Below are 24,851 nucleotides of genomic sequence, written 5' to 3' on the forward strand. Positions count from 1 at the left end.
GCCCCGAGCCGCGAGCCGCGAGCCCCGAACGAATTCGACGGAGATTTTGGCCAAACTAGTCCCCAGAACCCCGAAAAAGCGCTTTCACGGGAGAATCTCCGTCGAATTGGTTCAACGCCGAGCGGGCCCGACTCGCGTCGGGAGGCTACGCCAGCGTCAGGAAGAGCTTCTCCAGCTCCTCGACCGTGAGGGAGTTCTCCCCCTGCGGGTTGTCGAGGCACTCGCGCATCGCCGTGGAGACGATGACGAAACCGGCCTTGTCGAGGGCGCTGGACACGGCGGCGAGCTGAGTGACGACATCCTTGCAGCTGCCGCCGGCCTCGACGGCGGTGATGACCGCCGCGAGCTGGCCCTGGGCCCGGCGCAACCGGTTGAGGATCTTCTTCTGGTTCTGTTCCCCAGCGACGTCGGCAGCGGTAGCGGTGATTTCGGTCATGCCGGAATCCTTTCAGACTTGGCGGCGATGACGGGCATCAGGCCGAGAGCGGTTTCGCCGGCGATCCAGGTGCGGTAGCCGCCGTCGAGGTTCTGCACGTCCAGCCCGTTCTGGCTCAAAATGCGTGCGGCCGTGTGCCCGCGCTGGCCCACCTGGCAGTGCACGATCACAGGTGCGTCGGGCAGCTCGGCCAGGCGGTCCCGCAGTTCGTCCACCGGAACGTTGATCGCGCCGGGAATGTTCCCGGCGGCGAACTCCGCCGCCGAGCGCACATCCACGAGCACCGCGCCCGCGGCCCGGGCGGCGGCCAGCTCGTGCCACTGCAGCGCACGCGTCGTTCCCGCGGCAAGGTTGTCGGCGACATAGCCGAGCTGGTTGATCGGGTCCTTCGCCGACGCGTACTGCGGCGCGTAAGCCAGCTCGAGGCGGGTGAGAGCGGATGCCGTCAGTCCGCCGGTCATCGCCGTCGCCAAGATGTCGATGCGCTTGTCGACGCCGCTGCCGCCGACGATCTGGGCGCCGAGGATGGCATCCGTCGCCGGGTCGACCAGGAGCTTCATCGACATGCCCTCGGCGCCGGGGTAGTAGGTGGCGTGCGACGCCGGGTGGGTGTGCACGACCCGGTGCGCGCGGCCGCGCTGCACGAGACGCTTCTCGCTCCAGCCGACCATGGCCGCCGTCAGGCCGAAGATGCCGAGGATGGCGGTTCCGAGCACCGGGGAGGCCGACGCGGGCTCGCCGGCGATGCTGTCGGCGGCCGCCCGGCCGTGCCGGTTTGCGAGGCCGGCCATGGTGATCAGGATGCCGCTGTTGTCGACGGCGTCGATCTTCTCGACGCCGTCGCCGACCGCGTAGATCGACGGGTCGTTGGTCTGCTGACTGCCATCGACGGCGATACCGCCGCTCGCGCCGATCGTGATGCCCGCCCGGGCGGCGAGCGAGGTGTCGGGGAGCACCCCGACGGAGTCGATGACGAGGTCGGCCGGAACGACGGATCCGTCGCTGAGCTTGACTCCCGCGTCGGCGGCGGCGACGACGGTCGTGTTCAGGCGTACGTCAACGCCCCGCAAGAGCAGCTCGTCGAAGATCGGCGCGGCCATCTCGGCGTCGAAGGGCCCGAAGACCTGGGAGCCGAACTCGACCAGGGTCACGTGCACGCCGCGGCGAACGAGGTTTTCGACGGCCTCCAGGCCGATGAACCCGGCGCCGATGACGACGGCGGAGGCCTGACCCGTGATGCCGGCCAGCAGAGCGGTGATGTGGTCGACGTCGTCGACCGTGCGCAGGGTGCGAGTGGCGATGCCGGCCGGGGTGATCCCGGTTCGGGCCGTCGCTCCGGCAGCCAGGATGAGGCGGTCGTACGTCTCGGTGGTCTCGGCGCCGGTCTGCGTTTGGCGCACGGAGACCGTCTTCGCCTCCCGGTCGATCGCCGTGACCTCGTGGTCGACGCGCACGTCGAGGCGGAAGCGGGCTTCGAGGGATGCCGGGGTCTGGAGTAGGAGATCGCTGCGGTCCGTGATCACGCCGCCCACGTAATAGGGAAGTCCGCAGTTTGCGAACGAGACATAGTGGCCGCGTTCAAATACAATAATGTCTGCCGTCTCGTCCAGCCGACGCAACCGCGTCGCCGCCGACATTCCGCCCGCAACTCCACCAACAATGATCGTTTTCATTCGAACCTCCGGGATAACCATACCCCAGGGGGTATAGAAATTGATCGGTGACCGCCCCGGCACGCTCTAGCCTTAGACACATGCCCGCCGTCCAGAGCCGATTCGTCGTTCGCACCTTCGCGACGCTCGTCTTTTTCTCCGTCCTGGCCGGCCAGTTCTGGCGCAGCCTTTTCGGCTGGTGGGGCTACGGCGCGATCGCGCTGGTCGTCGTCGTGAGCAGCGTCGTCGCCCTCGTCACATTGAACCCGGACTGGATGTGGTCGCGGTTCCCGAAATCGCTCATCGCCTTCCTCGGTCTGGCCACCCTGTCGCTGGCCTGGTCGTTCTACCTCGGCGCCTCCCTGATCGGAGTCACCCTGCAGTGGGCAACCACGCTGGCCGCACTGTTCCTCGCCCTGTGCCTGAGTTGGGCCGAGCTGCTGCGCACGCTCGCCGCCGCACTGCGCTGGATCCTCGCCCTGTCCCTCGCCTTCGAGCTCATCGTCGCCGTGTTCGTGCGGCAGGCCGTGCTCCCCTTCTGGGTCGACTACGGCACCCGCAACGTGCCGGAGTCGTACTACTGGACCCGCGGTATCCTGCTGCAGGGCGGGCCAATCGAGGGCATCGTCGCCAACCGCAACCTGCTCGGGTTCGTGGCACTGATGGCCGTGATCGTCTTCGCCGTTCAACTTGCCGCCGGCACCGTGAGCCGCAACTGGGGTCTGGCGTGGCTGGGCCTCGGGGTGCTCATGCTGCTGCTGACCCGGTCCGCGACCGTGACGCTTGCTGCTGCCGCCGTCGCCGCAGCGCTGCTTTTCGCCCTCTGGGCCCGCCGCCGGCTCCCCGAGGGGCGCCGGCCGGTGTACCTGGTGGCCGGGGCATCCGTGGTCGTCGGCGGTGTCGGCCTGGTGGCCCTCACGCCGCAGCTCCTCGCCCTGCTCGGCAAATCCGCCGACCTCACCGGCCGCCTCGACATCTGGCGCAGCGTGGCCGGGCTGGCCGCCGAGCGCCCGGTGTTCGGCTGGGGCTGGGTGAGCTACTGGGCCCCCTGGGTCGAACCCTTCGAGGGTCTCGCCGTGCGCCGCGGCGTCGTCTACCTTCAGGCGCACAACGCCTGGCTCGACGTCTGGCTTCAGCTGGGCGTCCTCGGGCTGATCATCTTCGCCGCCGCCGTTTTCTCCACGCTGTGGCGCTGCTGGTTCCTCGCGGTCGACCGGCCCAGGCGCGCCCTCGCCGACACGGAACCCTACGCGGCCTCCGCCCTGCTCCCGCTGCTGCTCCTGGTAGCCCTGATCGCCCAGAGCCTGGCCGAAAGCCGCATCCTGATCGAGTCCGGCTGGCTGCTGCTGGTCGTGCTCGCCGTGATCACGAAGCGACAGCAGGCAACCAATCAACGGATGCCTTAGGCGGTAGCGTGGGAACGTCATGACCTACCGCGCGTATCCCCCCGCCGTGCCGGACCAGTTCACACGGCTGTTCGCCTCCCCCAAGTTCGCCTCCTCGCTGGCGCTGGTCATCATCGGCTTCGCCTTTTCGACCACTGCCCTGCGCGCCGTGATCGGCCCGCCCGGCGTCGTCGGCATTCTCGTGGGCCTCGTCGTGCTGGCCGCGTTCTCGCTCACCGCCCGCTGGGCCGGCGTCGACTGGCACGGGCTCCTACCGATCTCGATCATGGTCTTCGTGGGCTGGTGTGCCCTGTCGGTGCTGTGGTCCAGCTACCCGCTGCACACCCTCAGCGCCTCGCTCTACCAGCTCGCCTTCACCTTTTTGGCCATCTACATCGCCCTGGCCCGCGACACCATCCAGGTCGTGCGCGCCACCGGCGACGTGCTGCGGGTGCTGCTCGGAGTGTCCCTGGCTCTGGAAGTGCTCTCCGGCCTGCTGCTCGACACGCCCTTCGTCTTCCTCGGCATCCAGGGCAACATCGACTCTTTCGGGCCCGTGCAGGGCCTCTTCGGCTCTCGCAACGTGTTCGGGTTGGTCTCGCTGATCGCGGCGGTCACTTTCGCGGTCGAGCTGCGGTCCCGGTCGGTGCGGCGCGGGCTGGGCATCGGCTCCATCGCCCTGGCCGTGTTCGGCCTGCTACTCACCCGCTCCCCCGTCATCCTCGTGGTGGCCCTGTTCGTGGGCCTCGCCGCGCTGGCGCTGATCTGGCTGCGCGCCACGCCCGCCGCGAACCGGTGGCTGCTGCAGATCGGGCTGCTCGGCGGCACCGTCGTGGCCGGCATCATCGCGGTTGCGGCCCGCGCGCGCATCACCGACCAGCTGAACGCGGGCAGCGAGTTCGAGGCCCGCACCACACTCTGGGGCGAAATCTGGCGTCTGGCCATGCTGAACCCGCTCGAGGGCTGGGGCTGGGCCGGTCTCTGGCCCATCGACGTCACGCCCTACGGCTGGCTCAGCTTCGTCACCGGGCGCCCGCAGGCCTCCGCGCTGAACGCGTTCCTCGACGTCTACTTCCAGGTCGGCCTGGTCGGCCTCCTGTCGTTCTTCGCGCTCGTGACGCTCGCCTTCTGGCGGTCGTGGCTGCTCGCCTCGGACAAACGCTCGATGGTCTACGTCTGGTCGCCGCTGGTGCTGGTGACCCTGCTGGTCACCTCGGCGGCCGAAAGCACCGTGCTGGTCGACTTCGGCTGGCTGCTGCTGCTGATCTGCGCCGTGAAGGCCGCGCAGGGCAAGAGCTGGCGAAGCCTGTTGCAGCCCACCCCGCACCGGCACCCGGAGAACTGAGCAAGGGCCGAGCCGAGCGAAAGCTCAGACCGGCTGCACCAGGTCGCGCAGCATGTCCTGCAGGCCGAGGCCGAAGCGACGGTAGTCGCCGGCACGCCAGCCCGCGAAAACGGACGCGACCCGGGCCGCGCGCAGGGCCGGAAGGGTGCTGCGCCGGCGTTCGTGGGCCAGCTTGGCGTCGATCAGGGCGAGCGTTCCGGCTGCCGGCGCAGGCTGCAGCTGCGCCGCCCGCGCCTGCAGCGCCTGAGCTCGGGCCAGCAAACGGGCGTTGCGCGCCGTGCGCGGCGCCCGCAGCCGGCCAAGCCTGCCGGCCGCGTCGAGGCTGGAGGCGCCGATCTGGTTTCCTGCGTGCTGGCGGTAGTCCAGCAGCGGGATTTCAAGCAGGTCGACCTCGCCGGTCGCGGCGGCAACGATCGCCAGCCATTCGTCGTGCACCCACGCCGCCGGAAACGGTCGTGCACGCTGCACCAGCCCGCGGCGCAGCATCACGGTGGCGCCGGTTACGATGTTGCGGCGCAGCAGGATGTCGAAGGCGTTCCCCTCATGCTCCGCGGCACGCTCCGCGGCGGTGACCCCCAGGGTGGCGAGCAGGGTGCGGTCCGTCGGCAGGCCCGCCTCGTCGACGAGTCGGGCATCCGTATGCAGCAGTTGCAGGTCCGGGCGAGCCCGGAACTCGGCGATCAGCAGGGCCAGCCGCTCCGGGGGCCACACGTCATCCTGGTCGCTGAGCGCGATCAGCTCGCCCGTGCAGTCAGTGAGCGCCTGCTCGAAGTTCGCGGTGACGCCCAGCGGCGCAGAGTTGCGGATCAGGCGCAGGGTCACGGCCTGCCGCGGATGCTCTACCTTCCAGGCGGCGAAGACGCTTTCCACCTCAGCCGGGGTGTCGTCAGTGGAGCCGTCGTCGGAGACGACGATCTCGTCGGCGGGCGCGGTCTGGCCGAGGATGCTGCGCAGCTGCTCCTCGATGAACGCGGAGCCGTTGTAGGTGCAGAGGGCCACAGACACGCGCGGCAGGGATGCTCCGGGCGCGCGCGACGAGGAAGCGGTGGAGCGAGCCATCAGCGTCGCTTCAGGCCGACCGACAGCACGCCGAGGAAGAGGCCGCCCATGACCGTCTGCGAGCCCAGCATCATCAGTAGGGCAGATGGGATGGCCACCCGCACGGTGGCACCGGCCTCAAGCGCGCCATAACCGCCCGCCGCCCAGCCGACCAGCTGCGACAAGGCTATGCCCAGGCCGATCAGGAACAGCACGACCCCGAGGATCGCACCGCTCTCGAGGCTGATGCGTTTCTCGAGCCGTTCGAAGTTGCGGCTGCGGGGGATGCGGAACCCCTCGTGCTGGGCGTAGATCTTGGTGAGCAGGGCGAACAGGAAGGCCTGGTAGCCGACGACCGCCAGGGCGGCCAGGTAGATCTGACTGGAGTAGGTGAAGCCCACCTCCCCCACCACGACGGGTCCGAAGCCGAGCAGCACGGTGCCGACCAGGCCGATCAGGAACGCGGAGATGCCGGGGATCAGGAACAGCCAGCGCGGGCTGAAGATGAGCAGGAACCGCAGGTGCCGCCAGCCGTCCCGCCAGCTGCGCAGGTGCGGCGGCCGGCTGCGGCCGTCCTTCTTGAGCGTGGTCGGCACTTCGCTCACCCGGGACCCACCGAGTGTGGACTTGACCACCATCTCGCTGGCGAACTCCATGCCCGAGGTCTGCAAGTGCAGGGCAAGCATCGACTGGCGGTTGAAGCCGCGCAGCCCGCAGTGGAAATCCTTGATCGGGGAACGGAACAGGGAGCGCCCGATCCACGACAGCACCGGGTTTCCGAGGTACCGGTGCAGCGGCGGCATGGCGCCGGGTTCGATGCCGCCGCGAAAGCGGTTGCCCATGACCAGTTCATCGCTCGCACGCAGCCGCTCAACGAAACCGTCGAGTTCGCTGAAGTCGTAGCTGTCGTCGGCGTCACCCATGATCACATAGGTGCCGTGGGCGGCCTCCATGCCTACGATGAGAGCGCTGCCGTAGCCTTTTTCCGTGACATTCACGACCCGGGCCCCGTGCGCCTCGGCGATCTGCTGCGACCCGTCAGTGCTGCCGTTGTCGGCGATCAGGACCTCACCGGTGATGCCGCTTCGCCGCAGATATCCCTGGGCCTTGTCGATGCAGATCGCAAGCGTCTCGGCCTCATTGAGGCACGGCATCAGGATCGAAAGTTCAATGGTTGCGGTGATTGTCATGCTCGCTGCAAGTCCCGTCATTGTTGGTCTAGCCCCCTCATCGTACAGACTGGGTTGTGTGGACCTTGGACTGGTTGTGTCGACGCTCGGCCGTGTCGAGAGCCTCAAGCGACTCTTCGATTCCCTGTCTGGTCAGCTATTGGTGGGTGACACGCTCCTTGTGGTCGCCCAGCGAAACCTGTCTGAAGTGGAGGCCCTCGCATCCGTCTATCGCTCGGAGAGCATGCGAATCATCGTGACGACGTCGCCGCCCGGGGCTGCCCGCGGCCGGAACGCGGGCGTCGCGGCGCTGCCGGCCGACCGGGATCTGCTGCTCAATTTTCCCAATGACACCACCTGGTACCCACCGGGCGCGCTGCAACGAATGAGGCTTCTCCCCGAGAGCTTCCTAGCGGGCGCCCTCACAGTGGTCGACGAGAACGGGCCTAAGTTCGTGCTGCCCGAGCCGGGCGCGGCCCTGACCCGGTGGACGGTCTGGAGCGTGATCGAGATGGGCATCCTGATCCGGCGCAGCGTGTTCGACCGGATCGGGGGCTTCAACCCGGAGATTGGCACCGGCGCCCCGACGCCCTGGCAGGCCGGGGAGGCCACGGACCTGCTCCTGAAACTGATCCGTGCCGGGGAGCACCTCGGCTTCGCCTGGCAGCCGCCCGCGCTCACGGTGGGCGGGATCAGCGACCCGAGCGGGCTCAGCAGCGCGGAACGCCGTCACAAGCTGCGCGGCTACGGCCGCGGGCTGGGACGCCTGGTGACCCGCTGGCGGTATCCGTTGTGGTGGCGGTTCGCGTTCCTCGGCGGCGGTCTGTTCTTCGGTCTGCGCAATCGCGGCACGAACGCCCTCACTGACGGCTGGTGGGTGCTCCTCGGCCGGCTCGAAGGAATGCTCGGGCGCACCCTCGGCCCCGTCGGCACGCTCACCGCGGTGACCCGATGACGGCCGATCTGCCCGCCCCTCTCCGTCTGCGCCGGGCCACACTCAGCCTGATCACCCTGCTCGGGGGTGTATCGCTGGCCGTCATCCCCGCAGCAACGGTCGCCATCTCGTCCCGACTGTTCAGCCGGCCGGAGCAGGGCGTCATTGCCGTGGCGGTGATGGTGGCCACCTTCGCCGGCCAGCTCACCTTCGCGGTCGTGCTGGAATCCCGGCTCAGCTCGGCGGCAACCGACCGCCGGGTGGTGTTCCCGCTCTGGCTGGCCGGCCTTGCCCTGGTCGCCGCCGTGGTGATCGCCCTCAACGCCACGAACCCGGTCGTGCTCTGTCTCGGCCTGCCTCTGCTGATCGCCGCGCTGGAAGTGGGCCGGGGCGTCTCGGTCGCCGAGCGTCTCGACCTGCGGGAGATCTGGGCATCCATCGCCGTGGGGCTCGGTGCCCTCGCCGGTGTGGCGGCAGCGTTCACCGGCCAGGACTGGGCGCTGATCCCGCTCGTGGCCGGAATCGCCCTGGCCACCCTGGTGCGCTGCTTGCCGGTGACGCACCGGGCCAGTCGCCCCGAGCCGGCCGTGATGAGCTGGGTGGTGGCCGACACGGCGATCACCGGGGTGATCTATCCGCTCCTGAATGTCATGATCTTGACACTGATCGGGCCCGGCGGCGCAGTGCTGTTCACGGCGATCGCGACGGTGTCCGGCCTGCTCGCGATCCCTCTGAACTTCATGCGACTGCGGCTGCTCAAGGAGCATTCCCGCCTCGACATCGTGGTGTCGGCCGGCGCGGTGGTCGCAGCCGTGGTGGTGCTGATGATGCTGGAGCTCACCGGAGTGCTCGGCTTCATCTTCGGCGGCGTCTGGACCGGCTCGGCCGCCGTCCTGCCGCTGGTGCTCGCGTGCGGCTGGCGGGCCGCGTCGCTCGCGACGACGATTCCGTTCGCCGCGCTGCGCCGGATGGGCGAGGTGCGGCTGCTCACCGGGCTGCGCGCCGCAGTCTCCGTCATAGCGTTCGTCCTCGCCGGGATCGGCCTGGCGCTGAACAGCCTATCCGCCGTGTTTCTAGGGCTGCTCATCGCTGAGCTGGCCTCGGCAGTGGTCTACGAGCTCGCGCGACGCCGCCGGGTGCGCGCCGCCGCGCTGGTCGTGGCGGCCGCCGCGTGAGCCGTGTCCTCGTCGATCTGCTCTTCTACACCGGCCGCAAGGGCGGCATGGAGTCGTACGTGCGGGAGGTGTACGGCCGGATCGAACCGGATGCCGGCGGGATCGAATTCATCGGCCTCGCGTCGAGCGAGCTGGCCGGCTCGGACACGTCCTGGTTCCCCGGCGAGATCGTCGACTCGGGCATCAGCGGTGAGAACCGGATCGCCTGGGCCCGCGGTGAGCTCGTCACCGTCGCCCGCGCGGCCCGCCGGCTGCGCGCCGATCTGGTGCACTGTCCGGCAAACCTCGGCCCGGTCTGGTCGCGGGTGCCCGTGGTGCTCACGGTGCATGACCTGCTGCCGTTCCGGCATCCGGAATACGTGCCTGGGGTCTACTCGCGCATTCTCCGCACCATGATCCGGGTGGCCGCGCACGGCGCCCGCCGCGTTCTCACCGTGAGCGTCGCCTCGGCAGAAGACATCGTGCGCTACCTGCGGGTTCCGGCCGCCCGCATCGACGTGGTGCCGCTCGCGGGCAAGGACCCGGCTGCGAACCCGGACCCTGTGCCTCTCCCCCGGTTGCCTGGCCGGCTAATGGCGGTGGGCAACCGGATGCCGCACAAGAACTTCCCCCTGCTGCTGGAGGCCCTCGCCCTGGTCCCCGCCGAGTCCCGGCCGCACCTTGTGATCACCGGCAGCCACGGCGACGACCCGCTTGCCCCCGCCGTTGCCCGGCTCGGTCTGGAGGCGTGGGTGTCACTGCGGGGCTGGCTGAGCGCCGAGGAACTCGACCGGTGCTACGCCGAGTCGAGCCTGATCGTGTTCCCGACTCTGTTCGAGGGCTTCGGCCTGCCGGTGCTGGAGGCCATGTCCCGAGGCTGCCCCGTGGTCTGCTCCGATATCCCGGTGCTGCACGAGGTCGCCGGCGACGCGGCCGTGTACGTGACGCCGCAGGATGCCGCCGCCCTCGCGGCGACGCTGTCCCGCCTGCTCGACGACCCGGCCGAGCTGGCGCGCCTGTCAGCACAGGGCCGTGACCGCGCCCGCGCCTTCTCGTGGGCGAAGACCGCCCTGGACACCCTGGCGTCGTTTCAGCGGGCCCTCGCCGAGCGGTAGCGCGCCAGGATCTGGTCGACCGAGGCGCTCAGGCCGTGGCTGACCCGCTCGCGCCGGAACCAGTCGAGCGTGGAGCGTCTCAGGGGCTCGCCGGCCTCGACCGCTCGCACGATAGCCCCGCCAAGTTCGGCGGGCGCCACGGAAAGGGCCACGTAGCCGTTGACGCCGTCGACGACCAGCTCCGCTGCGGCGTTGTCGGGGCCCGCCACCACCACGCTGGGTGTGCCGAAGGCCGCCGCCTCGGCGATGACGAGCCCGAACCCCTCCCGGGCCGACGGGTTGACTAGCACCCGAGCACCCTGCACGAGGCCCCTCAGCTCGTCATCGCCCACCCGGCCGAGCAGCTCGACGGCGGAGTCCAGGCCGAGTTCGGTCACCCGGGCGGCCACGCGGGGCGTTTCCGGGCCGGTGCCCACGATAACCGCGCGCAGGGCCGGAACCTGGCTGCGGGCCTCCCGCAGGGCCGGAATGAGATCGATCACGCGTTTGTCGGCGATGTGCCGACCCACGAAGACCAGGTACGGGTCTTCGGGCCGTTCGATCGTGGCATCGGGCTCGTCGCCGACGAGGTCGACCAGGCCCAGGGCGACCGGCTGGGCACGGCGCCGATAGCGGCGAAGCCGGGCACCGGTGAACTCGCTGTTGACGGTGTGCAGGTCACCGAGGCGGATGCCCACGGTCTGCAACAGGAAGGCGATCGTTCCCGGCAGCGCGCCGGCGTACTCCCGCCACTTCGGCCACGGCCAGACCTCGAGCCAGTCGGCGACCACGAGTGCCGGCGTGCCGACGAGGGCCAGCCGCACCGCGAACAGGTTCAGCACTGGCAGGGTGCTGACGACCACGACGTCGTAGCTCCCGCGCCGACGGAGGAAGTGGCGAAACAGCGCCGCTGCGAAAGCGATCGCGCTCCGTGGCGTGCGGGTGCCGCGGGCATCGTAGATGTCGCCCTGCCACACCGGCACGATGGTGAAAGGCACCGCCGGGGGCGCATCCGTCGGCCATTGCCGGCGGGTCACGTAGTCGACCGGGCACCGTCGGGCCCCGAAAAGCTCCGCCAGGCGGCGGTACACGCGTTCGCCGCCACCGGTGTTGACCGGGTAGAGGCAGTCGAAGGCGACCGCCACCCGCGGTTCAACCACGGACGGTCTCGGTCTCAGGCTCGGGCAACGCGGATGCATCGGTGTTGGTTTCTGCCACGGCGGCATCGTCGGCCCGCGCGGATCTGACCGCCAGCCGGCCCGACCACATCACGAAAAGGAGTGAAACGAGGCCGTAGAGGGCCACCAGGGTCATCGCGCCGAGCGGTGGCTCCCAGTCGGGGTTCTCCCACATTGTGCTGAACGATTCGTCCGTGCCGACCACGTAGCGCCGCAGCACCAACAAGAACGCCCCCAGGCCGTAGACGGCGACGAGGGTGACGCCGATCCAGGTCAGGCGGGTGGACAGGAACGCCAGACGCCGCCCCGAGCGCCCGGACAGGAGCCAGGCGGCCACGAGCGTCACCCCCACGTAGAGGAAAAGCCCGTAGCGGCCCTGCCAGATGATGCCGGTCTGGTGCACGCTGTAGCCCTGAACGAGAGCGGGGACCAGCACCGCGGCAGCCGCAACGACACCCATGGTCACTACGCTGCGTCGGTCCAGTCCGGTGCAGGCGAGCGCCACCAAGATGGCCGTGGCGGCCACGAACGGCCAGTAGTTCGGCCCGGAGAGGGGCGTGTCGAGCCAACCGAAGAATCCGATGGCCTGATGAAAATAGTCCGGCGTCAGGCGGATGACATAGGCGAAGCCCTGCACGAAGGAGGCCCCCACCTGGGGCGCATCCGAGGCATCCGCCTGGCCGGAGAGGCTGCCGCCGCGGAGGGTCCAGAGGATCGAGAACAGCCCGCCGGCCGCCACGAAAGCCAGCCCGAGATAGGAGGAACCCGTCGTGAAAAGAGTCTTCACCGCCCGCCAACCTGTGGCCGCGAAGCACAGCCCGACCACGACCACGAGCCACAGCGGCCCCGTCGCTCGAGCGGTGACCAGCACGATCGACGCAACCGTGACGATGAGCCAGAGGTGGCGACGGGATAGCGACGACACCACTCCCGGGTCACGGCCGTCGAAGTGCTGCAGCAGCCGGAGCAGGGAGATCCAGAGCGCGCCGGCCGCAGCGATCTCGATGCCGTTGGGATTAACAGATCCGAAGAGGTACACGACCATGGGCGCCGCGAGAAAGGCCTGCCCGAACGGCAGCCAGCGGGAACGCCGCACCGACATTGCGGATTGGAAGGCCCAGGCCACGAAGACCGAGCACAGCAGGCCGCTGATGATGCGCATGGAGTAGATCCCGGCCGATCCGTCGAGCAGGAGAGTCGGCCAGCCGACGAGGTAGTAGTAGATCGGGTTGTACGCGCTCACCCAGGTGTTGAACGAATCGTTGCCGCCTTCGTCCCCGAGTTCGAACCCGCAGTCTGCGGTCATCTCCGAGTGGAAGAGGTAGCAGACGATCTGCTGGCTGTAGGAATACTCCTCCGGCAGGTCGACGACGGAGTGTTTGACCCCTTCCACGGCGTGCCCGGTGAGGTCACCCCGAACCTGTGCGATGGCCTTCGTTGCGTGGGCGTTCTCGTCGGGGACGGAGAAAATCGGGCTGGCCAGCGACCACAGGGTGGCGAGCGTCGCCATCAGGGCGAAGGCCGTCCAGAAGACGGACCGGGTGTGCGCTGGTTCGTGGCGGACGCGGGGCGCCGTCCGGGAAGACAGCGCCCTCATGACACGTCTCGTGGGAGGTGGTCTCGCCGTTGCGCAGACGCCCGCACGACAGACGTGATGTGAATGAACAGACCGGCGGCGGGCCCGATGACCAGAGCTGCAATCACGCGATCACCGATGGCCCAGGGCATCAGCACCGCGCCCATGGCGATGACGGCCGCAACGACCCACCCGGCCGTGTAGGCGGTGTGACTGTCACGGGAAAGAACGGCCGGCCCGGTCACGAAGAGCCCGGCGATCATCCCAGATGCGAACACCAGCGGAACCAGGAGGTCGCTCACCTGCCTCACCGTGTCGCCGAACAGCCAGACGAAGACCTGTTCGCCCCAGAGCGCCGTCATCCCCGCGAAGACCGCAGTACCGATCGCGACGACCGTGAGGAAAAGGACCAGAGCGCGGATGATGTTCGCTTCACGGGACGCAAAGAAGACCAGCAGGTAACTCTGAAATGCAGTGAGTGGCACGAGCAGGGGCGCCCGGAGGAGTGTGATAGCCAGAATGAGAGCGCCGAAATAGGTCCGGTCGACTCCGTCAGCGAACAGCGCGAGGAGCGCCGGGAACCCGGTGACCATCGCCGCCATGGCCGCAGCCGCCAGCATGGTGCGGGAACTGTTCCAGAGCAGGCCGCGATAGGTGCCGTCGACGTACCGTGCACGTGCCAGCCGCTTGCGGGCAACCAGCAGGGCGATTCCCATCGTGATCGGGAACGGTGCGATCACGGCCCAGGCCAGCCAGGTCTGGTCACCGCCGAGCGCGAGCACCGTCAGGACCGCTGCGAGGCGCAGAGCGCCATCCAGGCCCACGATCAGAGCCAGGTCCGCCCAGAGTCCCAGTCCGGAGAGGACCCCGCTGAGGGAGGCGACCGCGACACAGGCCACCGCTCCCACCGCCAACGGCACGACCAGTCCGAGCTGACTCGCCCCGAAAGCCGGGAGCGCCCAGAGCGGGAAACTCACCGCGATCACGATACCGACGATCCCGGCCGCGAGAAGAACGAACTTCGGGACCGGAACGCGGGGCTGCCCCGGTGCCTCGGCGGTGGTGCGTGCGCGGGTGCGCGCCGATACGGCTCGGGTCATCTCCTGTTGAAGGCCGAAGAGACATCCCACGATGAAGTAGAGAACGGCCCAGAAGACAGCGAACACAGAATAGGCAGCGAGGCCGGCCTGCTGGGCCACCGCCAAGGTGACGAGATAGCCGGAAACCCCGGCCACCACGGCCGCTCCCCCGATGAGGAGGATGCTGAGCTTTCCCCGCCGGCCGCTGCCGGTGGATTCACTCACCGAAATGATTCCTGGGCGCTCCAAGCTGAGCTCACCATGTCGCTCAGGGAGCGGGTCGCTGACCATCCCAGGACTCGACCGATCTTGTCGACCTCGGCGACCACGGAGGCAGGGTCGCCCGGGCGGGGAGACTCGACGGACGGGTGCAGGTCGGTACCGGAGACAACGGCAACCTCGTTGACCACATCACGCACCGAATACCCCCGTCCTGTCCCGACGTTGAAAACGTCGAAGGCATCGGCCTGCACCTGGAGCCGGGACAGTGCCGCGATGTGCGCATCCGCGAGATCGGCTACATGGATGAAGTCCCTGACACACGTGCCGTCGGCCGTGTCGTACGTGTCACCGAAGATGACGGGGTTCTTACCCTCGGCCATCTTCTGGAAGACCATCGGTATCAGATTGAGCACTGCTCGGTCGGCCAGCTCGGGCCGGGCGGCGCCCGCCACGTTGAAGTAGCGCAGGCTGATCGCGCGCAGTGGCCGCGCCGCTGTCTCGTCTCGGATCATCCACTCGCCGACGAGCTTGGTCTCGCCGTAGGGGTTCACCGGCCGTGTCTCGTCCGTTTCCAGGAGCGGGACCCCGGCACCGTTGCCGTACACAGCGGCCGAAGATGAGAAGACCAGGCGGGACACCCCCGCCTCGCCCATGGCCGCCAACAGATTGGCCAGACCACCGAGGTTCTGCTGGAAATACCATGTGGGGCGCTGCACCGACTCGCCGACCTGCTTACGCGCGGCCAGGTGCACGACCTCGTCCACATCGTGCTCGATCATCAGGTCGCGAAGGCGTGCGACCGCGGTGTCTTCGGACAACTCCAAACGCACGATCGGCACGCCGGGCACCCGGCCTTCGATGCCGGTGACGACGTCGTCCGCGATCACGACCGACCGCCCCTGCTTGCACAGAAGATCCACGATATGAGCTCCGATGTAGCCTGTGCCACCGGTCACCAGGGTTGTCATGCGGGGTTGACATCTTCCGTCGGGGTTCGGCCTTCGCGCGCCGTGATTGCTTCGGTCAGTGCGATCTGGCGGGCCAGGTCGGTTATCTGCCGGTCGAGTCGCCGGTTGTGAGCGGATGACGTGACGGCGAAGCCGAGGAAGACCACGATCAGCCCGTAGAGGAGCAGGTCCGTTCCGCGGCCGACTCCGAGCACGGCAGCGACCGAGTTGGTCAGGTTCGGGAAGATGACGGCGATGACCGCACTCACCATGACCAGCAACAGAGTCAGACGACGGATGGCCATTCCACGCGCACCGCGGCGGGGCAGCAGGATCACCAGACCCAGAACCGCGAAGACTGTGATCAAGACAACCTTGATCAGGATTTGATTAGCGTCCATGGGGTTCCGTCCCTCGCAGTCCGGTCATTTGAAGATGAGGTCGCTGATAATGTTGACGGAGTTCCAGACGGACTGGCCCTTCGACCTCGAATAGTCCGTATAGATGATGTGCACCGGCTGCTCGGCGTACCGGAGTCCCAGCCGCCCGATTTCATTGACGATCTCGGAGGCGTGGGCCATCCGGTTCTGGGTCACTCGAATCGAACTCGCCGCCTGGCGAGACAGGGCCCGAAGTCCGTTGTGCGCATCGGTGAGGCGCACACCGGACGTGACGTTCTGGAAGACGACGGCGGCCTTGAGCACCAGCCGTTTGATCGCGCCGGGTTTCGTGCGGTCGTCGAGGAAGCGCGACCCCACCACGATATCCAGCGGCTCCGTCGCCAGGCGCCTGACCATGTCCAGAGCATCCTCGACCCGGTGCTGCCCGTCGGAGTCAAAGGTCACGAAGTACTCTGCCCCCGGGTCGGTGAGCGCATACCGCAGGCCGGTCTGCAGCGACGCGCCCTGGCCCAGATTGATGGGGTGATGCACGACGTGGGCACCGGCCCGCCGTGCCGCCTCGGCGGAGTCGTCGGTGCTGCCGTCGTCCACGCACACCACGTGGGGGAAAGTCTCCCTGGCGTGACGGATGACGTCCCCCACCACGGCTGCTTCATTGAAGAGCGGGATGACGAGCCACGTCTTTTCCGCGACCATCCGGTCCGCTTCGCTCATCGCCGCATCCGTCGGACTAACGCCCTTGGTCGTATCATCTGCCTTATAACCCATCGGACTTGGCTGTGCCTTTCCCACTCGCTCTCGAGCCTAGGCCCTTGCTCCCTGGGGGACGGACCCGGAACAACAGTGCGTAGGCGACCCTTAATGCGCGTTGCGGGAGTGCCCTGAACGCACTTCGGACCAGCAGGTTCGCATACATTCGAGGCGTTCTGATCAGACCGTACGAGCGCAGGTTGCGCTGCATCTGCACCTCCGCGGCGAACATCCCTCGGGCGGACCGACGCTTGAACATGGCCGGGTCGGCCCGGAATAGGAGCAGCGGCTCCGCGAGATTCAGCATCGGATAGCCCCCGGCAGCCAGCCGGGCGAACAGGTCGTAGTCCTCCATATTGGGGACATGACGCACGCCGCCGACCGCCAGGGCCGCGTCCCGGTCCAGGAAGAGCGTCGGATTGTTGATCGGGCTGTTGGTCAGAACGTATCGCCGGATCCGTTCTTCCGTGAGCGGCATAACCCGCAGTCCGACGATGTTCTCCTCGTCGCCCTCGAATTCCAGCATGGCGGCGCCGATCGCCGCGTAGTGCCCACCGGAGGCGGCCTGCGCCTGCATTTCCAGCCGGTTGGGCAGGGAGACGTCATCGGCGTCCATCCGGGCGACCCAGCGGTTTTTCGCCGCTTCAATGCCGGCCTGCATCGCGTAGGCCACGCCCCGATTCTGCGCCAGGGAGATTCGGCGCACCCGGGAGTCGACCCCGCCGAGTTCGGCCACGACCGCGTCAAGGCCCGCGCCCAACGGCCCGTCCTCCACGATCAGGATTTCGTCGGCCGGAAGAGTCTGTTCCTGCATACTCCCGAGGGCCCTGCGCAGGTGGCCGGGCTCGACTCCGCTGTAGACGGGGATCACCACGGTGATCGGTTCGAAGGATTCGCCGACTGGGCTCACGGTGCTATCCATCCTTCTGTTCGTTGTACCCCGCTGCCGGGGATTATCTGCGCTCCCGACTAGGGTCGAAGTACCCATGGTACGTGGCCCACTAGATGGAGCGCGCACCCGTTCACGCCCCATCCGTCTTCCAGATATCGGGGCTGCCGGTATTCTCGACGGAATCCGGGTCGCCTCCGAGAGATTGATATGACCGTGTCACACGAGCAAACCATCACCCCCGCCGCCCCGCCCCAGTCGCGATGGAGGCGCCTCTTCATCGCCCTCTGGGTGCCAGTCGTTCTGGTCATTGCCTCGTTCGGGATGTCAGCCGTCGTGACCGCGAACCACGGACCGGCTCTCTCCCCTGTTGACGAGTGGGTCTATGTCGACTACCTGTTCAAACTCCCCGTTCAGGGCATCGTGCATGAGGGCGAGAAGATCGGCAAGGAAGCCCTCGTCATCATGTCGTGCGACGGCGTCACGCCGTACGGCCCGATGGGCCCGGCGTGCGGCAGCAGCGTCGCAGACCTGTCGACATTCCCGTATAAGGGCGTCACGTCGGCCGATGCTTACACTCCCGCCTACTTCGCGGTGACGCGTGTGATCGGAGACGCCGTCCACACGCTCACGGGCATCAGCCAGCTCTCGTCATGGCGGGTCACCGGGGCGCTCTGGCTCGGGCTGGCCTCCGTGCTTCTGCACCTCCTACTTCGGCAGTGGCGCATCCGGCGCCCGGTCATCCTCGGCCTTGGGTTGGCCCTGATCGCATCGCCGTTCGCCTGGTGGACCTATACGTATATCAGCACGGACGCTCCCTCCCTCGCCTTCGGCATCCTCATCCTCCTGGCGGCGGTAAAGATCGGCCGGGGCCAGTGGTCCGGGTGGTGGCTCGCGGTGATCTCAACGGCGGCGGTTCTCTTCAAAGTGACGAATGTTCTCGGCGTCTGCCTGGCTGCTCTGTACTTGCTCATACTGTGGCTGCTGGAGCGGAAAGAAACACAGTGGGCAGGCTGGAAGACTCGCAGACCATATCAGCGGAACCGGTCATCGCTCGGGCTACTTTTCTTCGCCGTCCTCGCGCTCGGCGCGTCGGTGGGCGCCCAGCTGGCCTGGCTGGCATTCCGCTCAGCAGAAGCGGTCGGCATCCCCGTCGATCAGGCGATCGGCATTCCGCTCACGCCTGAGGAGCTCGTTTCTCAGGTCGCGACGTTCCTTCCCGGCACAATCACCTCCAACGTCAATATCTCGGGCTCGTCCGACCTTGCCTATGCGATTCCCGGCTTCGTGGTTGCGCCGCTTTCATGGATTTGCGTGGCCGGGGTGCTGGGAGCCTTTTGGGCCCTGCGCAAGGGATCGAAGCTCACCCCTATGGTGGTGTCTGTGACGATGGCCGCTCTGTTCTTCGCGCCCATGCTCGCAATCATGATCCATGTGACGACCGGCAACTACTTTCCGCTGCCGCCGCGGTACGGAGCCTCGATCCTAGGGTCGTTCCTGCTGCTGGCCGGTCTCACGATCCGGAACCGCTGGGCTGTTGGCATCCTCGTAACCTACTCAGTCGCCCTTTACGCTTACGTTCTCGTCAACGCACCGTTGCTTGCCTGACACGGGCCCGGCGGCAGAGAACTGGCCCCGTGCGCTGTGCGCGCGGGGCCAGTTCTCTGGAAACCACGAAACGGCGGTTCCGGTCAGCTCCGCGTTCCACCGGTTCCAGGCGTCCAGGTGAGAACGCCACCGGAGAACGACTGAGTGCACACCGAGGCTCCGTCGCACGTCATCTCAGTCTTAGGCCAACCGATCGAGCCGCCCAGGCCTCCGAGCGCGTTGTAGTACGTGCGCATCTCGCCTCGGAGGGCATAGGCGCCGAACTGCTTCGACGCGGCGATGGCCCCCTTCTCGAAGGTCTGCACCGATCCTCCCCCGTTCGCGGCGACGAAGATCTCGCCACTGGTGGGCCATCCCAGGGCGCCTGTGGGTCCACCGGAAGTCGTGTAGGCACCGTTGATGGCGGTCCCGACGATCGATGCACCCTGTGTCGACGACCAGTACAGCGTGCCGCCCACGAACATCTGTGAACACCGCGAGGCATCGCTGCAGGACTGATCCCCGGTGGGCCATCCCAGCGTTCCGCCTATGCCACCGGCCTGATTGAACGCGGTGCGGATGTCCCCGGTAAGAGCGTGCGCTCCGCCGTTCGCAGACCAGGCGATGGCGCCCTTCTCGAATGCTTCAACCACACCGCCGCCGTTGGCTGACAGTGCCACGACGCCGGACGTCGGCCGGCCGAGTGAGCCGCTTGTGCCACCCAGCTGGTCGTACAGGCCCACCATCCTGGCGTCGACGTAGGCCCCCTGACCAGCGGTCGTCCAGTAGAGCTTCGCACCCTGGAACGATTGTGAGCAGTCGGCTTGTCCGCAGACCTGGTCCGACGTCGGCCAGCCGGCCGATCCGCCGATTCCGCCGACTGTGCCGAAGTAATCGCGCAGGGCACCGGAGAGTACGTGCGCCCCGCCGTTCGGGGACCAGGCGATGGCACCCTTGGCGAATCCCTGCACGCGCCCGCCACCGTTGACGGTGAGCGTCGATGGCGCCGTGGTCGGCAGGCCCAGGCTTCCCGCCGGACCACCGGCAGCCGTGTAGGCCCCCAGCAGTGCGGTCGGCACGAAGCTGCCGCCCGCGGCAGGCGAGGCATAGAACGTGCCTCCGGTAAAGGCCTGCTTGCACAGACCCGTCCCGTCGCAGGTCTGGGCGGCGGTCGCCCACCCGGGTTCGCCGGTGATTCCACCGGCTCGCGCCAGCTGGTTCCGGATCTCCCCGGTCAGGAGCCACGCTCCGGCCTTGGAGGACACGATGGCGCCCTTTTGGAAGCCCTGGACCGTGCCGCCACCGTTCTCAGCGACAACGTTAGGGTCTGTGATCGGCCATCCCAGCGCGCCCGTGATGCCCCCCGCCGCTCCATAGGCGGTGCGGATGGCGCCCGTGAGGACGTACGCGGTGGTGCCGGTTGACCAGGCGATGGCGCCGTTGACGTAGCCGCGAACGTAGCCGCCGCCGTTTGCCGTGTATTTGGTGACGCGCGTCGTCGGAGCACCCAGGTACCCGCCAGAACCGCCGGTACGCTGGTAGGCCCCTTCAATGTAGGTCTCGGGTCCTTCGATCGGAGATCCGAACCAGTCCGAGTACATGCGCCAGAAATTGCGGTTGCCGTACGAACTGCAGGTGTTGCCCGAGCCGTAGAGATTCGAGAGAGCCGGCCCGTTGGGCTGGTACGGCGTGTAGTTGTAGAGCCCGGCCGTGGCCTGGTTCCTGATGTAGACCGAGCTACTTCCGCACGCGGTATTCGGGTGGTACCACACGGCGTTCCAGCGATCAGGAGCGTGACGCCACCGGGTCGGATTGTTGGCGTAGTACTGGAATTGCAGCGCGGCCGCGTAGACTTGGTTGAAGAAGCCGTAGTAACTCGTGTCACAGTCGGCCGTGTCAGGGCATCCGTAGCCGGTGGCGCTGCGATACTGCCGCGCCGACGGCCAATCGTCCGTCACGATCCCCTGTTCCTTTTCGAGCAGAACGATTATTGCTTTCTGGCTGATATCACAAGCAAGGCCCACCTTGGCAATGATCTGCGCGGCGGACTCATTGGCTTGGCCCACATAAGCGGCGCAGTCGTCGGAGACCGCGGCGCGCGTTGGCGTGTCCTGTCGATAGTCCTTCAAACAGACGTAGCCAGCACGACACGTCGGCACCCTCTCATTAAGGAATTGCTGAACCTGGGATGCGCTCATGGCGGACCCGTCGAAGAACAGGTTGTCGCTGATGATGTATGCCGGATCAAAAAAAGAAGCATCGGCAGCCTGGGCAGCTGGCGGCGGAGCGACTGCCATAAGAAGTGCGCCGGCAAGGGCCACCGCCAGCGTCAGCCCAGTCAGGCGTTTGAATCTCACAGGATCTCCATCTTGGTCGGCATGACGCCGGGTTGGCCAGGCGATCCCAGCAGCGAGAGATTCAGGCTCTCGTCGGCTACACCATTCCCCTGGAGGTAAGCAGATCCCAAGGCTATCGACTCACAGGGGATGCGGAGCCTGCAACACGACACGATTTCGCCTAGACTTGTCCAAGTCCGGCCCCACAATCGAGAGTTGTTCATGTCATTGGCACAAGCCCGCGATCGCGAACAGCGAGTTGCAAGGGAGAACCTCAAACCGGTCGGGCAGTCGACACATTTTGTGACCGGCACCTGGGCCTCCCTCAAGGACGTCTGGGGCAGCCGCGAGCTGACCTCCCTTCTGGTGCGACGAGAGCTCAAGGCACGTTACAAAGACAGCTCGCTCGGCATTGTCTGGAGCCTCGTCCGACCTCTCGCCCAGCTGCTCATCTACTACTTCGCTATCGGCCAAATCCTGGGCGTAGCACGCAGCATTCCGAGCTTCGCGATCTTCGTCTTCGTCGGGCTCACCACATGGGGGCTATTCGTCGAGATCGTCCAAGGCGGAACGACCTCCATCACCAACAACTCCGGCTTGATCAAGAAGATCTACTTGCCACGTGAGATCTTCCCGCTGGCAAGCGTCGGCGGTGCCCTCTTCAATTTTGGCGTGCAACTCATCATCCTCATTTTGGCCACGATAGTGGCCGGCCAGATTCCTCTTGACTTCAATCTGTTGTACGCCCCACTCTCGCTCGCTGTCCTCATCTCCTTCGCCACCGGGTTGGGGATACTCCTCGCCGGTTTGAACGTCTACTTGCGTGACGTGCAGCACCTTGTCGAGGTGGCGATCATGGTTCTCTTCTGGGCTTCGCCGATCGTTTACTCATTCTCTTTCGTGCACGACAAGCTCCAGGGAAACTGGCTCGAACAGATGTACCTAGCCAATCCGATTACCGTCGCCGTGCTCGGGATGCAGCGTGCATTCTGGGTGGCCGGCACCACCGAATCCACCTCGCAGAACTGGCCGGACGACCTGGCCATCCGGCTGTGGATCGCCCTGGGCATCAGTATCGTGATCCTCTGGATCGGCCAGCGCATCTTCTCGCGCATTCAAGGCAATTTCGCACAGGAGCTGTAACCCGATGACCACGCCGACAATCATTCACGTGGAAGATGTCTCCAAAAGATTCGTCATGCACAAAGACAAGTCCATCAAGGAACGCATCCTCAACTTTTCCCGGGCGCGTAAGCACCAAGACGATTTTTGGGCCCTCAAGGACATATCCCTCGATATCACCATGGGCACAACCGTGGGACTCGTCGGTCACAACGGATCGGGCAAGAGCACGCTGCTGAAGGTCGTCGGCGGGATCATCCAGCCCACGACTGGCAATGTCAGCCGGCGCGGGCGGATGGCTGCTCTCCTCGAGCTGGGTGCGGGGTTCCACCCGGATCTCACCGGCCGGGAGAACGTGTACCTTAACTCCGCCATCCTCGGACTCAGCCGCAGCGAAACCGACAGGTACTTCGATGAGATTGTGGACTTCTCCGGCATCGAGGACTTCATTGACACCCAGGTTAAGTTCTACAGTTCGGGCATGTACGTCAGACTGGCGTTCGCCGTGGCCGTGCACGTCGACCCCGACCTGCTCCTCGTCGACGAAGTTCTTGCCGTGGGAGACGAACCGTTCCAGCGCAAGTGCATGGCCAAGATCGCGCAGTTCCAAGCCGAAGGCCGAACGATCGTCCTGGTCAGCCACTCCGCCGAACAGGTCGGTGCACTCTGCGACAGAGTCGTCGTACTCGAACACGGTGAGATGCTCCACGACGGCGACCCGGCACAGGCGCTGCGGGTGCTCCGAGGCAGTTTCTCCGACGAGCAGGTCCGGCATGAGGAGAAACTCGAGGCCGAAGGCAGGCCAGAGCACCACGTCGTCGCGGTCCCCCAGGTCAGCGTGACCGCATCGCGGTTGGACGCAGCCAGCGTCATTGCTCCGGGCTCCGACATCCACGTGAGCGTGCAGTACGAGGTTCTCGAAACCATCGACCCCTGGCTGATCGGCGTTGCCCTCGAGACCGCGGTCGGCAATGTGGTCTATCGGATGACAACCCGTGAACTCGGTGAGAAACTCCCGCTGGAACCCGGCACCTATAAGTTGAACGTGACGTTCAAGAATCACAATCTGGGTGGGGGTTCGTACTCCGTCAGCGTTGGCCTGGCCTATGAGGCCGGCGAAACGATCCTGGTCGTGAACCCTGCCGCCACGTTCGAGGTCGCCGACTACGGCATCGGGCGTGGCGCGATCCGTCTGGATGTCGAATCCAGCGTGCAGCGGCTAGAGGCCGCCCGGGCCGCCGGCCTCACCTAGAGACCGCCCAGCATCGAACGCAGCTTCCGGAAGGTCCGGTTCACCCAGCTGTGCCGGATTCGGCTCAGGGTGCGGAAGAGCTGGCTCGAGTAGAGCTCGGCCTGTTCCTGCCTCATCGTGGTGAGCGCGTCTTCCTGCTCGAGTAGCTCTGCCTCGAGCTTGATTGTGGCTGCCTCGAGCTCGATCGCGGCCGCCTTGAGCTCGTTGGAGAGTGCCTCCATCCGGATCCACTCACGCACGTAGGAGCCGAAAGCGGCCTGAACGTTCTCGTGTCCCTGAATCTGCTGAGGGGTGAGCTTACTGACCGGCCTGCGCCGTTCCGAGACGAACTCGAGCAGGTCCTCGAGCCGTTCCGGTAGGAGATACACGCGAGTCCAGTCGCGACGCACCAGGGCCGCCTCCGCGACCGCGTCGTCGAATCCTTCGGAGATCTCTACGACGATTTCCGCAGCCGTCTTTGTGCCCGCTCGCCTGCCGGAAAAGTTCTCCCAGCGGGCGTCCTCGATGTTCGCCCGGGTGATCCAGCCAGGGCCTCCGAAATGGTCGTAGCAGTACACGGGGACGCCGGCGACGATCGAGTACTGCACCGTCTTGCCGATGGAGATCATCGCGTCGGTGCCGGCCAGGGTATCGGGCGTCACCCGACGCGGCGTGGCGCCCAGCTCGGATTGGGAGCCGATGACGACCAGGTCGAACCGTTCCCGGATCCCCTCAAACGCGGCGACGAGTTCGGGCGGGATGTGATTGGAGACCACCGTGATTCGACGCTCGTTGTTCGGGGTCGGTGAAACGTCGCCGAATCGGGCTGGTGCAGCGTTCCCCATGACTTGGAGACGATCTGGGTCCACATCCTCGTAGACCCCCGTCGCCCGATGGATTTCAAGCGATCGCGGTGACTCGAACAGAACGGCGGTGGCCAATGCCGATTCCAAGACCGCAGCCATCGTGAACTCAGCCGGGAGAATCGATGACATGTGGTGGAACACGAACAGGATCTCGTCGGCGTGTTCCAGTACGACCACTGGAATAATGGAGTGCTGAATCCAAGCGAGGTCAGGAAGCCGCTCCTGAAGGTTCGCAGCGAGGGCGTCCTCCCACAACTCAAACACCGTGACACCCTCAATCCGGTCGAACTCCTGGCGGATGGGATAGCCGAAGGAGTGGGTCGCGATGACGACCTCCACACCTTGCCCGGCAAGATACTCCGCCAGCTCCAGGGTGACGATCTCGGCGCCCATGTAGCGCAGCAGGTGCGCCTGAGTGATTAGGAACTTCGACCCTTTTAGCTGCATTTCAGATCCTTGG

At 66.6% G+C, this 24,851-nt stretch carries 21 protein-coding genes; 8 read left to right on the forward strand and 13 right to left on the reverse strand.

Annotated features, from left to right (window positions below; all coding sequences use genetic code 11):
• Positions 1-145 precede the first annotated feature (145 nt).
• Both E3N94_RS13240 and E3N94_RS13245 read right to left on the reverse strand, forming a co-directional pair.
• Positions 146-436, reverse strand: coding sequence for a metal-sensitive transcriptional regulator (locus E3N94_RS13240; RefSeq protein ID WP_134570393.1), 291 nt, complete (start codon positions 434-436; stop codon positions 146-148).
• A complete protein-coding gene (locus E3N94_RS13245) occupies positions 433-2,109 on the reverse strand; it encodes an FAD-dependent oxidoreductase (RefSeq protein ID WP_134570394.1) in 1,677 nt (558 codons plus the stop codon). The genes E3N94_RS13240 and E3N94_RS13245 overlap by 4 nt, the downstream gene beginning before the upstream one ends.
• 80 nt (positions 2,110-2,189) lie before the next feature.
• On the opposite strand from E3N94_RS13245, the gene E3N94_RS13250 reads away from it, so the two are divergent.
• Entirely contained in the window at positions 2,190-3,494 is a 1,305-nt protein-coding gene (locus E3N94_RS13250; RefSeq protein ID WP_134570395.1) for an O-antigen ligase family protein, read from the forward strand.
• Between the two features lie 19 nt (positions 3,495-3,513).
• Positions 3,514-4,818 carry an O-antigen ligase family protein gene (locus E3N94_RS13255; RefSeq protein WP_134570396.1) on the forward strand — a complete coding sequence of 435 codons (1,305 nt, stop codon included), beginning with the start codon at positions 3,514-3,516 and terminating at the stop codon, positions 4,816-4,818.
• Between the two features lie 24 nt (positions 4,819-4,842).
• Here the strand turns inward: E3N94_RS13255 and E3N94_RS13260 are convergent, their stop codons facing one another.
• Positions 4,843-5,877 (reverse strand): glycosyltransferase family 2 protein, encoded by a 1,035-nt coding sequence (locus E3N94_RS13260; protein WP_134401202.1) that lies wholly within the window; start codon positions 5,875-5,877, stop codon positions 4,843-4,845.
• Positions 5,877-7,046, reverse strand: coding sequence for a glycosyltransferase family 2 protein (locus E3N94_RS13265; RefSeq protein WP_241976776.1), 1,170 nt, complete (start codon positions 7,044-7,046; stop codon positions 5,877-5,879). The genes E3N94_RS13260 and E3N94_RS13265 overlap by 1 nt, the downstream gene beginning before the upstream one ends.
• 58 nt (positions 7,047-7,104) lie before the next feature.
• On the opposite strand from E3N94_RS13265, the gene E3N94_RS13270 reads away from it, so the two are divergent.
• Genes E3N94_RS13270 through E3N94_RS13280 form a run of 3 tightly spaced genes read left to right on the forward strand, consistent with a single transcriptional unit; the run spans position 7,105 to position 10,228 of the window.
• Complete coding sequence (locus tag E3N94_RS13270; RefSeq protein ID WP_134570397.1) at positions 7,105-7,980, forward strand: hypothetical protein; 876 nt, start codon at positions 7,105-7,107, stop codon at positions 7,978-7,980.
• Positions 7,977-9,134 carry a hypothetical protein gene (locus tag E3N94_RS13275; protein ID WP_134570398.1) on the forward strand — a complete coding sequence of 386 codons (1,158 nt, stop codon included), beginning with the start codon at positions 7,977-7,979 and terminating at the stop codon, positions 9,132-9,134. Before E3N94_RS13270 ends, E3N94_RS13275 begins: the two co-directional genes overlap by 4 nt.
• Complete coding sequence (locus E3N94_RS13280; RefSeq protein WP_134570399.1) at positions 9,131-10,228, forward strand: glycosyltransferase family 1 protein; 1,098 nt, start codon at positions 9,131-9,133, stop codon at positions 10,226-10,228. Before E3N94_RS13275 ends, E3N94_RS13280 begins: the two co-directional genes overlap by 4 nt.
• Here E3N94_RS13280 and E3N94_RS13285 read toward each other — a convergent pair.
• The 7 genes from E3N94_RS13285 to E3N94_RS13315 are packed head-to-tail and all read right to left on the reverse strand — an operon-like array spanning position 10,204 to position 17,270.
• A complete protein-coding gene (locus E3N94_RS13285; protein WP_166790112.1) occupies positions 10,204-11,367 on the reverse strand; it encodes a glycosyltransferase family 4 protein in 1,164 nt (387 codons plus the stop codon). The two genes, E3N94_RS13280 and E3N94_RS13285, sit on opposite strands and share 25 nt — an antisense overlap.
• Positions 11,360-12,982, reverse strand: a complete 1,623-nt coding sequence (locus tag E3N94_RS13290; RefSeq protein WP_134570401.1) for a DUF2142 domain-containing protein — start codon at positions 12,980-12,982, stop codon at positions 11,360-11,362. Before E3N94_RS13290 ends, E3N94_RS13285 begins: the two co-directional genes overlap by 8 nt.
• On the reverse strand, positions 12,979-14,265 hold the full coding sequence (locus E3N94_RS13295; protein ID WP_134570402.1) for a hypothetical protein: 1,287 nt from the start codon (positions 14,263-14,265) through the stop codon (positions 12,979-12,981). Before E3N94_RS13295 ends, E3N94_RS13290 begins: the two co-directional genes overlap by 4 nt.
• A complete protein-coding gene (gene galE / locus E3N94_RS13300) occupies positions 14,262-15,230 on the reverse strand; it encodes a UDP-glucose 4-epimerase GalE (protein ID WP_134570403.1) in 969 nt (322 codons plus the stop codon). The genes E3N94_RS13295 and galE overlap by 4 nt, the downstream gene beginning before the upstream one ends.
• On the reverse strand, positions 15,227-15,610 hold the full coding sequence (locus E3N94_RS13305; protein ID WP_134401211.1) for a DUF2304 domain-containing protein: 384 nt from the start codon (positions 15,608-15,610) through the stop codon (positions 15,227-15,229). Before E3N94_RS13305 ends, galE begins: the two co-directional genes overlap by 4 nt.
• A 24-nt stretch (positions 15,611-15,634) precedes the next feature.
• Positions 15,635-16,324: a glycosyltransferase family 2 protein gene (locus tag E3N94_RS13310; RefSeq protein ID WP_134401285.1), complete on the reverse strand. Its 690-nt coding sequence runs from the start codon at positions 16,322-16,324 to the stop codon at positions 15,635-15,637.
• A gap of 43 nt (positions 16,325-16,367) precedes the next feature.
• Positions 16,368-17,270, reverse strand: a complete 903-nt coding sequence (locus E3N94_RS13315; RefSeq protein WP_166785384.1) for a glycosyltransferase — start codon at positions 17,268-17,270, stop codon at positions 16,368-16,370.
• A gap of 195 nt (positions 17,271-17,465) precedes the next feature.
• Between E3N94_RS13315 and E3N94_RS13320 the strand changes: the two genes are divergently transcribed.
• Positions 17,466-18,857: a hypothetical protein gene (locus E3N94_RS13320; RefSeq protein ID WP_134420539.1), complete on the forward strand. Its 1,392-nt coding sequence runs from the start codon at positions 17,466-17,468 to the stop codon at positions 18,855-18,857.
• An 83-nt stretch (positions 18,858-18,940) separates the two neighbouring features.
• Here E3N94_RS13320 and E3N94_RS13325 read toward each other — a convergent pair whose 3' ends face one another.
• On the reverse strand, positions 18,941-21,193 hold the full coding sequence (locus E3N94_RS13325; protein ID WP_134401214.1) for a hypothetical protein: 2,253 nt from the start codon (positions 21,191-21,193) through the stop codon (positions 18,941-18,943).
• A 201-nt stretch (positions 21,194-21,394) separates the two neighbouring features.
• Between E3N94_RS13325 and E3N94_RS13330 the strand changes: the two genes are divergently transcribed.
• Both E3N94_RS13330 and E3N94_RS13335 read left to right on the forward strand, forming a co-directional pair.
• A complete protein-coding gene (locus E3N94_RS13330) occupies positions 21,395-22,315 on the forward strand; it encodes an ABC transporter permease (RefSeq protein ID WP_134420541.1) in 921 nt (306 codons plus the stop codon).
• A gap of 4 nt (positions 22,316-22,319) precedes the next feature.
• Positions 22,320-23,546 carry an ABC transporter ATP-binding protein gene (locus tag E3N94_RS13335; protein ID WP_134401216.1) on the forward strand — a complete coding sequence of 409 codons (1,227 nt, stop codon included), beginning with the start codon at positions 22,320-22,322 and terminating at the stop codon, positions 23,544-23,546.
• Here E3N94_RS13335 and E3N94_RS13340 read toward each other — a convergent pair.
• Entirely contained in the window at positions 23,543-24,838 is a 1,296-nt protein-coding gene (locus E3N94_RS13340) for a glycosyltransferase family 4 protein (protein ID WP_134420545.1), read from the reverse strand. The two genes, E3N94_RS13335 and E3N94_RS13340, sit on opposite strands and share 4 nt — an antisense overlap.
• Positions 24,839-24,851: the final 13 nt, after the last annotated feature.

This window comes from Cryobacterium sp. Sr3 (assembly GCF_004402835.1).
GTDB classification, from domain to species: domain Bacteria; phylum Actinomycetota; class Actinomycetes; order Actinomycetales; family Microbacteriaceae; genus Cryobacterium; species Cryobacterium sandaracinum.

Excerpts from the sequence above, each read along its gene's own strand:
- E3N94_RS13255 (WP_134570396.1), top strand. The coding sequence starts at position 3,514 with ATGACCTACCGCGCGTATCCCCCCGCCGTGCCGGACCAGTTCACACGG.
- E3N94_RS13250 (WP_134570395.1), top strand. The coding sequence starts at position 2,190 with ATGCCCGCCGTCCAGAGCCGATTCGTCGTTCGCACCTTCGCGACGCTC.
- E3N94_RS13245 (WP_134570394.1), bottom strand. The coding sequence starts at position 2,109 with ATGAAAACGATCATTGTTGGTGGAGTTGCGGGCGGAATGTCGGCGGCG.
- E3N94_RS13330 (WP_134420541.1), top strand. The coding sequence starts at position 21,395 with ATGTCATTGGCACAAGCCCGCGATCGCGAACAGCGAGTTGCAAGGGAG.
- galE (WP_134570403.1), bottom strand. The coding sequence starts at position 15,230 with ATGACAACCCTGGTGACCGGTGGCACAGGCTACATCGGAGCTCATATC.
- E3N94_RS13275 (WP_134570398.1), top strand. The coding sequence starts at position 7,977 with ATGACGGCCGATCTGCCCGCCCCTCTCCGTCTGCGCCGGGCCACACTC.
- E3N94_RS13240 (WP_134570393.1), bottom strand. The coding sequence starts at position 436 with ATGACCGAAATCACCGCTACCGCTGCCGACGTCGCTGGGGAACAGAAC.
- E3N94_RS13265 (WP_241976776.1), bottom strand. The coding sequence starts at position 7,046 with ATGACAATCACCGCAACCATTGAACTTTCGATCCTGATGCCGTGCCTC.
- E3N94_RS13305 (WP_134401211.1), bottom strand. The coding sequence starts at position 15,610 with ATGGACGCTAATCAAATCCTGATCAAGGTTGTCTTGATCACAGTCTTC.
- E3N94_RS13335 (WP_134401216.1), top strand. The coding sequence starts at position 22,320 with ATGACCACGCCGACAATCATTCACGTGGAAGATGTCTCCAAAAGATTC.
- E3N94_RS13290 (WP_134570401.1), bottom strand. The coding sequence starts at position 12,982 with ATGAGGGCGCTGTCTTCCCGGACGGCGCCCCGCGTCCGCCACGAACCA.
- E3N94_RS13260 (WP_134401202.1), bottom strand. The coding sequence starts at position 5,877 with ATGGCTCGCTCCACCGCTTCCTCGTCGCGCGCGCCCGGAGCATCCCTG.
- E3N94_RS13340 (WP_134420545.1), bottom strand. The coding sequence starts at position 24,838 with ATGCAGCTAAAAGGGTCGAAGTTCCTAATCACTCAGGCGCACCTGCTG.
- E3N94_RS13310 (WP_134401285.1), bottom strand. The coding sequence starts at position 16,324 with ATGAGCGAAGCGGACCGGATGGTCGCGGAAAAGACGTGGCTCGTCATC.